Source organism: Achromobacter sp. K91 (assembly GCF_003576205.1).
GTDB classification, from domain to species: Bacteria; Pseudomonadota; Gammaproteobacteria; order Burkholderiales; family Burkholderiaceae_B; genus Achromobacter; species Achromobacter aegrifaciens.
On sequence record NZ_QWFB01000009.1, the window covers coordinates 1 to 12,090 of the forward strand.

11 protein-coding genes and 1 pseudogene are annotated in these 12,090 nt (G+C 67.5%); 7 read left to right on the forward strand and 5 right to left on the reverse strand.

The genetic code is table 11. The features are described from left to right. The first annotated feature begins 474 nt into the window (after window positions 1-474). Window positions 475-2,361: an ABC transporter ATP-binding protein gene (locus DXK93_RS01710; RefSeq protein ID WP_119449189.1), complete on the forward strand. Its 1,887-nt coding sequence runs from the start codon at window positions 475-477 to the stop codon at window positions 2,359-2,361. Between the two features lie 44 nt (window positions 2,362-2,405). Here DXK93_RS01710 and DXK93_RS01715 read toward each other — a convergent pair whose 3' ends face one another. Further along, window positions 2,406-3,029 (reverse strand): LysE family translocator, encoded by a 624-nt coding sequence (locus DXK93_RS01715; RefSeq protein ID WP_233564489.1) that lies wholly within the window; start codon window positions 3,027-3,029, stop codon window positions 2,406-2,408. A gap of 142 nt (window positions 3,030-3,171) precedes the next feature. Here DXK93_RS01715 and DXK93_RS01720 point away from each other — a divergent pair, with 142 nt between their 5' ends. Beyond that, the gene (locus tag DXK93_RS01720; RefSeq protein WP_054454795.1) at window positions 3,172-3,654 is read left to right on the forward strand and encodes an Lrp/AsnC family transcriptional regulator; all 483 of its coding nucleotides are present in this window, start codon (window positions 3,172-3,174) and stop codon (window positions 3,652-3,654) included. A gap of 19 nt (window positions 3,655-3,673) precedes the next feature. Here the strand turns inward: DXK93_RS01720 and DXK93_RS01725 are convergent, their stop codons facing one another. Further along, a complete protein-coding gene (locus DXK93_RS01725; protein WP_119449191.1) occupies window positions 3,674-4,348 on the reverse strand; it encodes a DJ-1/PfpI family protein in 675 nt (224 codons plus the stop codon). 90 nt (window positions 4,349-4,438) lie between these two features. Between DXK93_RS01725 and DXK93_RS01730 the strand changes: the two genes are divergently transcribed. Further along, window positions 4,439-5,338 (forward strand): GlxA family transcriptional regulator, encoded by a 900-nt coding sequence (locus DXK93_RS01730; protein ID WP_054454793.1) that lies wholly within the window; start codon window positions 4,439-4,441, stop codon window positions 5,336-5,338. Window positions 5,339-5,362: 24 nt separating this feature from the next. Here the strand turns inward: DXK93_RS01730 and DXK93_RS01735 are convergent, their stop codons facing one another. Further along, window positions 5,363-6,085: an SDR family oxidoreductase gene (locus DXK93_RS01735; RefSeq protein ID WP_119449192.1), complete on the reverse strand. Its 723-nt coding sequence runs from the start codon at window positions 6,083-6,085 to the stop codon at window positions 5,363-5,365. Further along, window positions 6,082-7,077, reverse strand: a complete 996-nt coding sequence (locus DXK93_RS01740) for a tripartite tricarboxylate transporter substrate binding protein (RefSeq protein ID WP_119449193.1) — start codon at window positions 7,075-7,077, stop codon at window positions 6,082-6,084. The genes DXK93_RS01735 and DXK93_RS01740 overlap by 4 nt, the downstream gene beginning before the upstream one ends. A 103-nt stretch (window positions 7,078-7,180) precedes the next feature. Here DXK93_RS01740 and DXK93_RS01745 point away from each other — a divergent pair, with 103 nt between their 5' ends. The 4 genes from DXK93_RS01745 (at window position 7,181) to DXK93_RS01760 (ending at window position 11,950) form a co-directional block, all read left to right on the forward strand. Continuing rightward, window positions 7,181-8,221, forward strand: coding sequence for a cyclase family protein (locus tag DXK93_RS01745; RefSeq protein ID WP_119449194.1), 1,041 nt, complete (start codon window positions 7,181-7,183; stop codon window positions 8,219-8,221). 3 nt (window positions 8,222-8,224) lie between these two features. Beyond that, a complete protein-coding gene (locus DXK93_RS01750) occupies window positions 8,225-9,841 on the forward strand; it encodes an AMP-binding protein (RefSeq protein ID WP_119449195.1) in 1,617 nt (538 codons plus the stop codon). 2 nt (window positions 9,842-9,843) lie between these two features. Beyond that, window positions 9,844-10,587: a GntR family transcriptional regulator gene (locus DXK93_RS01755; RefSeq protein WP_119449196.1), complete on the forward strand. Its 744-nt coding sequence runs from the start codon at window positions 9,844-9,846 to the stop codon at window positions 10,585-10,587. Between the two features lie 124 nt (window positions 10,588-10,711). Next, entirely contained in the window at window positions 10,712-11,950 is a 1,239-nt protein-coding gene (locus DXK93_RS01760; RefSeq protein ID WP_054453748.1) for an ABC transporter substrate-binding protein, read from the forward strand. A 34-nt stretch (window positions 11,951-11,984) separates the two neighbouring features. Here the strand turns inward: DXK93_RS01760 and DXK93_RS01765 are convergent. Next, window positions 11,985-12,090: pseudogene (locus tag DXK93_RS01765) on the reverse strand (allantoate amidohydrolase); the annotation flags it as partial.

Below are 12,090 nucleotides of genomic sequence, written 5' to 3' on the forward strand. Positions count from 1 at the left end.
AGGCATCCTGGACGCCACGCTGGCGCGCGATGCGGACCGCGCCTGTGAATTGCTGGCCGCCCACATCCGCCTGACCTACGAGGCCGTGGCGCGCCTGCCTCCCACGCTGTTCACCCCGGATTGAACGCCGCGTCAGTTGAAAAAAACCCACACCGGCACGCGCCTACCCGTTGATTCGCCTACACCACTTCTATAGAATCTTCAATTCGGGCCTCTGCCCATTCCCTTTCCCCACATCTCACACCATTGGGAGGCGCAAGATGATGAATCCGCATACCGCCATCCCGCGCGTGTCCCCGCGACGTCATTAAGTCGTCGCCCGCGCGGACCCATCGCTGGATGCCTATCTAGCGACCGGTCCTCCGTGCCCGCCCCAAAAACCTGAACGCAATCGCCCGCGCCTCGCCGCGCAGGCCGCTCCTTCCTCTTTCCACACAAGGACTCCCGGCGTCCTGGTGACGCCGGGCCATTGCAATGGCCAGAAAAAAAATCGATCTACGAGGACAGACCTTCAAGGATGTCCTTGGCTTTACCTTCCGCCATTGGCGCGCGCAGCCCTGGCGCACCTCCGGCATCATCGTGCTGGCCCTGCTGTCGGCGGTGACCGACGTGCTGACGCCGCTGTACGCCGGCAAACTGGTTGACGCCGTGGCCTCGGGCGCGGCTGGCGACGAGATCGTCTGGAGCGCGGCGCTGACCGCGTTCTGGCTGCTGCTCGCGCTGGGCATCGGCGGCACGCTGCTGCGTCAGGCCGTGTTCCAGAACATCATCACCTTCACGCTGAAGATGATGAACGGCATCGTCTCCAACGCGTTCTACCGCGTGCAGCGTTTCTCCACGGACTGGCACGCCAACAGCTTTGCCGGCTCCACGGTGCGCAAGATCACGCGCGGCATGTGGGCGGTCGACATCCTGAACGACACGCTGCTGATCGCGCTGCTGCCGTCGGTCGTGATGCTGGTGGGCGCTACCGCGCTGCTGGGTGTGCACTGGCCCATCATGGGCCTGGTGGTGGGCCTGGGCTCGGTGCTGTACATCGCCGTGACCGCGGCGCTGTCGCTGGGCTATGTGGCGCCGGCGGCGCGCCTGGGCAACGCCTGGGACACGCGCATGGGCGGCGCCCTGGCCGACGCCGTCAGCTGCAACGCGGTGGTCAAGGCCTTCGGCGCCGAAGACCGCGAAGAAGTCAGGCTGGACCGCGTGGTCGACAAATGGCGCCGCCGCACGCGCCGCACCTGGATCCGCGGCACGATCAACGGCGGCATCCAGGGCGCCATGCTGGTCGCCATGCAAGCGGGCATCCTGGGCGCGTCGCTGCTGCTGTGGTCGCGCGGCCAGGCCACCGTGGGCGATATCACCTTCGCCCTGACGATGTTCTTCATGCTGCAGGGCTACCTGCGCGACGTAGGCATGCACATCCGCAACCTGCAACGCTCGGTCAACGACATGGAAGAACTGGTCGCGCTGGAAAAGCAACCGCTGGGCGTGGACGACCGGCCCGGCGCGGGCGAGCTGCGCGTGACGGCCGGCGAGATCCGCTTCGAGGACGTGACGTTCCGCTATGGCGCGCACGACAAGGCGTTGTACGACCATTTCTCGGTACGCATCGCCCCGGGCGAACGGGTCGGCCTGGTCGGCCATTCGGGTTCGGGCAAGACCACGTTCATCAAGCTGATCCAGCGTTTGTATGACGTGAACGACGGCCGCATCACGATCGACGGGCAGGACATCGCCCAGGCGCGGCAGGCGTCCCTGCGCAGCCAGATCGCCATCGTGCAGCAGGAGCCGGTGCTGTTCCACCGCACGCTGGCGGAGAACATCGCCTATGCCCGCCCCGGCGCCACGCAGGCCGAGATCGAGCAGGCGGCGCGGCTGGCCAGCGCCCATGACTTCATCATGGCGCTGCCCAAGGGCTACGACACGCTGGTCGGCGAACGCGGCGTCAAGCTGTCGGGCGGCGAACGCCAGCGCGTGGCCCTGGCCCGCGCCTTCCTGGCCGATGCGCCCATCCTGATCCTGGACGAAGCCACGTCCAGCCTGGACAGCGAAAGCGAGGTGCTGATCCAGCAGGCCATGGACCGTCTGATGGTGGGTCGTACCACGCTGGTGGTGGCGCACCGCCTGTCGACGGTGCGCGCGCTGGACCGCCTGCTGGTGATGGACCGCGGCCGCGTCATCGAGGAAGGCAGCCATGACGCACTGATCCGCCTGAAGGGCGGTCTGTACCGGCGCCTGTTCGAACGCCAGGCGCTGGAGCTGACCAAGGGCCTGACGCAGTCCGAACTGCTGGAGGACGGCGCGGTTCCGCCGCTGCCGAAGGATGAGGAAGCCGACGAGTCCTCGTACGCCTACGCCAAATAGGCCGGGCAGCCGGTCCCGTAGCGCAAGCTGCGGGACCGGCCGCTTCAAGCCGGACGCTGGGCCACGGTCAGGCGCAGGCCGAAGCCGATCAATGCCAGCCCGAACACCCGGCTCTGGATCTTCTGCGCACGGGGGCTGGCCGACATCCAGCGCCCCACCGCCCCGCCCGCCAACGCGCACAGCACGTCCAGCGCCAGGCCCAGGCTGACCAGGATCACGCCCAGCACGGCGAACTGCTGGCCTATCGGCCCCTGGGCAGGCGACACGAATTGCGGCAGCAGCACCGAGCAGAACAGCAAGGCCTTGGGATTGAGCACATTGGTCAGCACGCCGCTCAATAGCGCCGGCCCCAGCCCTGTGCGGCTCGCGGGCGCCTGCCCGGTGGCATCGTAGGACACGGGTCCTGCGCGCAATAGCCGCACGCCCAACCAGACCAGATAGCATCCCCCCACCGTGCGCGCCGCGTCGAACGCCCAGGGATGGGTCTTGAACAGCGCCGCCAGTCCCAGCGCGGCCAGGGTCACGTGCGCGGCCCGCGCGATGGCCAGCCCCACGGCCACCGCCAGCGCCTGCCCTCTGCCGCGCAGCACGCCGGTTTCCAGCAGCAGGATCATGTCGGGTCCCGGCACCACGTAGACGATCAGCAAAGCCCCTAGAAACATCGCCATATCCGCCATTTTCCCGCTCCTTTTCGTCCTGGCTCAGGCGATCATTCTAGGAAAACCGGGCTGGCATGTGCATCCTATCCATGCCATTCGATTTATGATGATTGGCATATTCCGCCAATCCAACAACCCTTATCCCGATTTCATGCCAAAACGTGAATTGGACGCCTACGACCGCCGGATCCTCGAGGCCCTGCAGCAGAACGGCCGGCTGACCAATGTCGAACTCGCCGAGCAGATTGGCCTGTCCCCTTCGCCCTGCCTGCGGCGGGTGCGGCTGCTGGAAGAAGCCGGCGTCATCCAGGGGTACGAAGCCCGCCTGGCGCCGGACGAAGTCGGCCTGGGCCTGACCGTCTTCGTCGGCATCAAGGTGGAGCGGCACCACGAGCGCGACTCCGCCCTGTTCCGCGAGGAGGTCAGCACCTTGCCGGAAGTCATCGCCGCGCATCTGGTGTCGGGCGAGTCCGACTTTCTGCTGCAGGTAGTGGTGCCCGACCTGCGCGCCTACGAACGCTTCCTGCTGGGCACGCTATTGAAGCTGCCCGGCGTGAAGGACATACGCAGCAACTTCGCGATCCAGACCGTCAAGCCGCAAAGCCCGCTGCCGCTGGATCATCTGGCGAAGTGAGCGCGCCGCGCGCTCGAACTCAGGCCATCGCGGCCGCGGCCCGGTCCACCGCCTGCGAGCGGCGCTCGAAGCGCGCCTGCGACATCTCCAGATAACGCTGCACCACGGCCGGCTCCGAGGTCTTGGGCGTGCCCCCAGGAAACGGCGGCTTGGGGTCGTATTCGATCTGCAGCTGGATCAGCTTGGCCACGTCCTCGCCGCACAGGTCCGCCACCACCCTCAGCCCCATGTCGATGCCTGAGGTCACGCCGCCCGCGGTGTAGAGCTTGCCGTCCACGCACATGCGCTCGTCGCTGGGGATGGCGCCGAAGCGCGACAGCAGTTCGCGTGCGCGCCAATGGCTGGAAGCGCGCTTGCCGCGCAGCAGGCCAGCCGCGCCCAGCAGCAGCGAACCGGTGCAGATGCCGAACACGTAGCGCGCCGCCAGGCCTTGCACACGAGTAAACGCTACCCAGTCGGCGTCGACAATGGCATCATCCGTGCCCGGCCCGCCTGGCACCACCAGCAAGTCGCAGGGCGGCGCGGATGCGATGGTCTGCGTGGGCACGAAACACAGCCCGCGATCGCTGCGCACCGGATCGCGCGTTTTTGCGACAAAATCCACGGTGAAGCCCGGCGCGCCTGCCAGCACTTCATACGGCCCGGTCATATCCAGCTGGGTCAGCCCTTCAAACAAGAGAAAATTCACATGCATGACGATGCTCCGTTAGAAACGACGACTCCCAGCATAGGCGGACGCGCCCGGACGCGTGCGCCAAATACTGCGCCGGATGCGCCATTGCGCGTGCAGTTCGTCCTGTATGACGGCTTCCAGCCGCTGGATCTGGCCGGACCGTGGCAAGCCTTCAGTTCGGCCAACGAGGAAGCCGGCCGCAAGCTCTATCGCCTGGGCACCATCGCCGCGACGCCGCTGGTCTCCACCTGGGAACAGGGCCTGCGCATGCAGGTGGACGGCACTTTTGCCGACGATGGCGATGAGCGCCTGGACATGATGTTCGTGCCCGGCGGCCCCGGCGCCGATTTCGCGGGCGCCCATGGCGAGACGCGCGCCTGGCTGCGCCGCCGCGACGCGACCGCCGGGCGCACCTGCAGCGTATGCACCGGCGCCTTCGTGCTGGCCGCCGCCGGCCTGCTGGACGGCCGCGCCGTCACCACCCACTGGCGTTCGGCCGACCGGCTGCGCCAGCTTCATCCCGCCCTGCGCGTCGAAGACGACCGCATCTACGTCGAAAGCGGCAAATACTGGACCTCGGCCGGCGTCACCGCCGGCATCGACCTGGCGCTGGCGCTGATCGAACGCGACTTCGGCGCGGACCTGTCGCAACGGGTTGCGCGGCGGCTGGTGGTATTCATGCGCCGCAACGGCGACCAGCGCCAGTACAGCCAGGCGCTGCGTTTGCAGGACCGCGTGGCCGCGCCATTCCGGGACCTGGTGGAAAAAATCGAGGCGCAGCTATCGGCGCGCTGGTCGGTCGACGACATGGCCGACGCCTGCCAGATGTCGCGCCGCACCTTCCAGCGTAAATTCGCCGCGCATTTCGGCGTCGCGCCCACGGAAGTGCTCAAGCGCCTGCGCCTGGAGCGTGCGCAGGCGCTGGCGGCATCCGGCAAGGTGTCCAGGAAGGAAATGGCGCGCGAGTTCGCCATACACGCGCCGCCGCAAGGGACGGCGCCGCAAGCCTGAGCAACCGCGCAACGCAACAAGCAGCTAGCCGGCAAGCCCCACCGACACTCCCCCGCACACATACAGCATCTGTCCCGTCATGAAGCCCGCCCGCGGGTCCATGAACATGGACACGGCATGGGCGACCTCTTCGGGTCGGCCCACGCGCCCCGCCGGGATCGCCGCCTCCAAAGCCAGCGTCTGCGGCGCGCCCGGCGGGTTGGACTGGTTGAACAGTTCAGTCGCGATGGGTCCGGGCGCCACGGTATTCACCGTGATGCCGCTGCCCGCCAGCTCCAGCGCCCAGGTGCGTGTCATCCCGGCCAGCGCCGCCTTGGAAGCGCCGTAAACCGTGCGCCCGTCCTTGCCCAGGGCGGCGCGGCTGCCAATGTTCACCACCCGCCCGTAGCCCGCCGCCCGCATGCCGGGCAGCAGGGCCTGCATCAGCAGCACCGGCGCCGTGACGTTCAGCGCCATGATCCGCGCCATCTGTTCCTGCGTCACGTCCCCGATGCGCGCGACCTGGATCATGCCGGCGTTGTTGACCAGATGCAGGACCTGGCGCTCGGCCGCCAACGCCTGCGCCGCGGCAATGGTGGCCGGCGCGTCGCCCAGGTCGACCGAACGGAACGTTTCGCCGGGCAGGAGCGCTGCGGGCGCGCCGCGGCTGAAGTTGACGACCTCGAAGCCATCTTCGATCAGGCGCGCGACGATGGCGCGGCCTATGCCCCGGCTGCCGCCGGTGACCAGTGCGGTGGGCGTTTTCATTGCGCGGTGATTCCCTTGTCCTTGATGAGTACGCCCCACTTCTTGCGTTCCCCGGCTTCGAAGGCCGCCAGGTCCGCGCCGAAGAGCGTGCCGGGCCTGGCGCCCATGCCGGCAAAGTTGGCCGCGACGGCCGGATTCTTCAGCCCGCTGCGCGCGGCTTCGATCAACTGCTTGACCACGGGTTCCGGGGTATTGCGCGGGGCGTAGAGCGCAAACCAGGCGGTGACGTCAAAGCCCGGCAGTCCCGATTCCGCCACGGTGGGCAGGTTGGGCACCGAGGCGTCGCGCGCGGCCGACGTGACCGCCACGCCCCGCACCAGATTGCCATCCTTGATCTGCGCCAGCGCGCCCGGCAGGTTGTCGAACAGCAGGTCGACCTGCCCGCCCGCCGCCGCCGGCAGCGAGGCGGACGTGCCCTTGAAAGGCACGTGCAGCATGGTCACGCCGGCCATGGCCTCGAAATAGGCCCCGGTAAGATGCACCGAGGACCCTATGCCCGGCGACGCATAGGTCAGCTTCTTGTCCTTGGACTGCTGGGCCGCCTTGATCACGTCGGCCACCGTCTTGTAGGGCGACTTGGCGCTGACGGCGATGACGTTGGGCGTGGTGGACACCAGCGCAATGGGCACCAGGTCGCGTTCGGGGTCGAACGCCATGTTGTTGTAGAGGAACTGGTTGATGGTCTGGGTGCCGATGGTGCCCAGGCCCAGCGTGTAGCCGTCGGGCTTGGCGCGCGCCACGTAGGCCATGCCGATATTGCCGCCCGCGCCGGGCTTGTTCTCGACCAGCACGGTCTGCTTCAGGCCCGGCTCCAGCGCGTGAGCGATGGCGCGGCCAAAGATGTCGGCGCCGCCGCCCGGCGGATACGGCACGACGACGGTCACGGGATGATCGGGATAGCCGGCGGCCTGGGCCGCGGGCAAGGTCAGGAAGGCCAGCGCGGCCAGGGCCGGCGCAGTGATCGCCAACCTGCGCTGCAGGAATTGCGTCATGGGCTTGTCTCCTATCGAACCCGCTGATTGCGGATTTCTTTTTAAAGTACGTAAATACGTACTATATTCATAAGAACATAGAAAACCTCCAGGAGACAAGCAAATGAAACGCTGGACCCAACGCCCCGAAGGCTCCACCTGGGGCGACTTCGGCCCGGATGACGAGATCGGCCGCCTGAACCTGCTGACTGAGGAAAAAGTACTGCAGGCGGTGCGGGAGGTGCGCACGGGCAAGGTGTTCTGCCTGTCGCTGCCGCTGGACCTGCCGGGCGGCAACGTGCTGAACCCGCGCCGCCACCCGCCGACGCTCAAACCCACCTTCCGCGAAGGCACGCCCTACCTGAACTTCCAGATGTCCCAGGTGCAGCCCGAAGCCGTGGACGTGCTGTCCGACGACCAGGTCACGCTGTCCATGCAGTACTCCACCCAGTGGGACGGCCTGTGCCACGTGGGCGCGCTGTTCGACATCCAGGGCGATGGCCAGGCGCGTCGCGTCTACTACAACGGCTACGCCGCCGGCGTGGACGTGTTCGGCGGCGCGGATCCCGACAAATCGGACGACGCCTGCTGCCCGCCCGGCGGCTCGTACGCGCGCAAGCTGGGTATCAACCGCTACGCCGAAAAAGGCATGCAGGGCCGCGGCGTGCTGGTGGACCTGGCGCGCGCCTACGGCCCCGGCCGCACGGTCGTCGACCTGGCGGCCCTGCAGGCCGCCATGCGGGCACAGAACGTGACGGTCGAACACGGCGACATGTTGGTGCTGCGCACCGGCTTCGCCGAAGCGATCGTGGCCATGGACGGCCAGCCCGACCCGCACAAGCTGGAGCAGACCGGCGCCGTGCTGGACGGCTCCGACCCGGCGCTGCTGGACTGGATCACGCAATCCGGCATCGCCGCGATCTGCGCCGACAACTACGCGGTCGAAGCCTATCCGGCGCGCACCTCCGGCCCCGGCCACTCCATCCTGCCGTTGCACCACCATTGCCTCTTCAAGCTGGGCCTGCCGCTGGCCGAACTCTGGTACCTGAAGGACCTGGCCGACTGGCTGCATGCGCAAGGCCGCAGCCGCTTCCTGCTGACCGCCCCGCCCTTGCGCATGCCTGGCGCGGTGGGTTCTCCCGTGACGCCCATCGCCACGGTGTAAGCCATGAACATGCCGTACTCGACGTTCTCCGAACACCTGGACGCCTTGGTCGCGCGCCGGCCCGATGCGCCGCTGCTGATCGACCAGGACCAACCCATCGGCGCCGCGCAACTGCGGACGCAAAGCCGCGCGCTGGCCGCCGGCCTTGCCCGCATCGGCGTGCGCCCGGGACAGCGTGTGGCGGTCTGGCTACCCAATTGCGCCGCCTGGGTGGAATCCTTCCTGGCCTGCGCGCACCTGGGCGCGCTGGTGCTGGCGGTCAACACGCGCTTCCGGGCGCTGGAGCTGGCCGACATTCTGGGACGCGGCAAGGCGGACTGGCTGGTGTTCCGGCCGGGGTTCAAGGGCATAGACTTCCAGGGCATCCTGGGCGAAGTGGCGCCGGAACACCTGGAGCGCCTGCAAGGCGTGATCGCGCTGACGAATGCCGACGAGGCGCTGCCCCCCAGCTTCCATGGCAAGCCGGCGCACCGCTACCAGGACCTGCAGTCCTGCACCGACACAGCGCCGCCGGCCCAGCCCAATGCGGGCGTGCTGTGCTTCACCACGTCCGGCACCACCTCCAAGCCCAAGTTCGTGCTGCACGACCAGCGCACCTTGTTGAACCACGGCGCGGCCGTGGCGCGGGCCTATGGCTATGACGAGGGAAGCTGTGTACTCGCCAGCGCGCCGTTCTGCGGCGCCTTTGGCTTCGCGACGCTGGTCGGCGGCCTGGCGCAAGGCGCGCCCGTGGTCTGCGCGCCGGTGTTCGACACCGCCCAATCCGCCGCAGCGGTGCGCCGCCACGCGGTGACGCACACCTACGCCAACAACGAGGCCTTGGTCGGCATGATGCGGGCGGGAGCCCAAGGCGACTTCGCCTCGGTACGGCTGTTTGGCTTCGCCAGCTTCACGCCGGCGCTGGACAACATGCTGGACCTGGCCCGCGAGGCCGGCGTGCCGCTGACCGGCCTGTATGGTTCCAGCGAGCTGGTGGCCCTGGTCGCCGGCCAGCCGCGCGACCCCGCCGAGGGCGACGTGTCCGCGCGCCACCAGCCCGGCGGCACGCTGATCTACCCCGAGGCACGCGTGCGCGCCCGCGATCCTGCCACGGGCGAAGTCCTGCCGCATGGCCAATCCGGCGAACTCGAAATCCTCTCGCCCAGCCTGATGCAGGGTTATCTGGACAATCCCGAGGCCACCCGCGGCGCCTGCACGGATGACGGCTACTTCAAGACCGGCGATCTCGGCTACACGCTGAATCCGCGCCAGTTCGTGTTCCAGACCCGCATGGGCGATTCGCTGCGCCTGTCCGGCTTCCTGGTCAATCCGGTGGAGATCGAACAGGTGGTCGAAACCCTGCCGGGCGTGCGCGCCTGCCAGGTGGTCGGCGCCACGCAAAAGGGCAAGACCGTGCCCTATGCCTTCGTGCTGCTGCAGCCGGGCGCAGCCGCCGACCCCGCGGGTTGGACCGCCGCGTGCAAAGCCGCGATGGCGGGCTTCAAGACGCCGGCGGGCTTTACCGTGCTGGATGCATTCCCCTCGGTGGAAAGCGCCAACTCGGTCAAGATCCAGAAGCACCGGCTGCGCGAAATGGCCGATGCCATACTCGCGGCCCCGACCACGACGCCTTCCGCCTGAACATGCCCGACCCCAAGCTCTTCTCGCGCAGTCCCCAGCCGCTGTATCTGCAGGCGGCGGCGCTGTTTCGTAGCAATATCCAGAACCGCACCTGGCGGCCCGGCCAGCAGATCCCGCCGCTGGAAGCGCTGATGGAAACCTATGGCATATCGCGGGCGACCATCCGCCAGGCGTTCGGCCTGCTGGAAGACGATGGCCTGATCCGCCGCTCGCGCGGGTCGGGCACCTTCGTCAATGCCGAATTGCCCGAAACGCCCACCCTGCTGATCCCCAAGACCTGGGCCGAAACCGTGGAACTCAGCAATCAGCTGGGCACGGTTTCACTGGTGGAGTCCAACGCCGATTCGCCCCTGCCCGACACGCTGGGCATGCCTTGCGGCGCCGACCGCAGCGGCAGCTTCCAATATTTGCGACGGGTGCACACGACCGATGGCGCCCCCTTCTGCTATAGCGAGGTCTTCCTGGATAGCGCGCTGTTCCGCAAGCATCGCGCCCGCATCCGCAAAAGCACCGTGGCGCCGGTGCTGGACCAGTACTACGGCGCACGCATCAGCGAAGCGCGCCAGGTGCTGAACGTGATCCAGGCCGGCCAGGAATCCGCCGAGTCCCTGCAGATTCCCGTGTCCTCGCCCGTGGCGGAAATACGCCGCTACGCCTGCATCGATGGCCGCGTGGTGTACTTCGCGCGGCTGGAGTTCCCGTTCAGCAAGGTGCGGATGGAATTCGACCTGCTGTCCCATCGCTAGACCACATTCAAGACAAGGAGGCATCCCACCTCGACCCGCCAGCGTCAAGCCAGAACAGAGCGCCGCAGCAGATCCCCAAGCGCCAGCAGTATCCGAACAAGATCCGGCATAAAGGAGACCCACCATGAAATGCCGTAGAACCCCCCGGATTTCCCTGAAGTTGCGCAGCACGCTAGCCCTGTTATCCGCCTTTGCCGCCGCGCCCTGCGCCATGGCGCAGGCGATCTCCGACGACGTGGTCCGCCTGGGCCTGATTCTGGACATGAGCGGCGTGTACGCCGACGTCACGGGCAAAGGCAGCGCGACCGCCGCCGAAATGGCCATCGCCGACTTCGGCGGCAAGGTGCTGGGCAAGAAGATCGACCTGATGGTGGTGGACCACCAGAACAAGGCCGACATCGCCGCCGCCAAGGCACGCGAGTGGTACGACACCCAGAAGGTCGACGCCATCATGGACGTGGCCGGCTCCGCCCCCGCGCTGGCCGTGCTGGAAGTGGCGCGCGAGAAAAAGAAGATCGTGGTGTTCAGCGGACCCGGCACCGAGCGCATCACCAACGACCTGTGCTCGCCCTATTCCGTGCACTACACCTACGACACCTGGTCGCTGGCCAACACCACGGCGCGCGCCACGGTCGAGCAAGGCGGCAAGAGCTGGTACTTCCTGACGGCCGACTACGCTTTCGGCCACACCTTGCAAGCGTCCGCCACCGAAGTCGTCAAGGCCAACGGCGGCACCGTGCTGGGCGCATCGCGCCACCCGCTGGGCTCCAGCGACTTCGCCTCGTACCTGCTGCAGGCCCAGGCCAGCCGCGCGCAGATCGTGGGCCTGGCCAACGCCGGCGGCGACACGGTCAACGCCATCAAGGCCGCCAGCGAATTCGGGCTGACCAAGGGCGGCCAGAAAATGGCCGGGCTGCTGCTCTACATCAATGACATCCACGCCATCGGCCTGGACGCCGCCGCCGGATTGACGCTGACCGAGGCCTTCTACTGGGACATGAACGACCAGACCCGGGCCTGGTCCCAGCGCTACTACGACAAGCTCAAGAAAATGCCCAACATGAGCCAGGCCGGCACCTACTCGTCGGTGATGCACTACCTGAAGGCGGTGCAGGCAGCCGGCACCGACGAGCCCACGGCGGTGATGAAGCAGATGAAGTCCATGCCCATCAACGACTTCTTCGCCACCAACGGCCGCATCCGCGAGGACGGCCGCATGGTGCATGACATGTACCTGTTCGAAGTGAAGAAGCCGTCCGAGTCCAAGCGGCCCTGGGACTACTACAAGCTGGTGGCCACCCTGCCCGGCGACCAGGCCTTCATGCCGCTGTCGCGCTCGTCCTGCCCGTTGGTGAAGAAGTAGCGGTGACGCGGGCGCCCGGTGGGCGCCCGCCATGTCATGCCCGCAGCTTGCGGTCCAGTTCCAGCACCGACTGGTACAGCACGCGGGTGCCATCCAGCAGCTGCGCGGGCTCGATCCACTCTTCCGGACAGTGGCTGCGG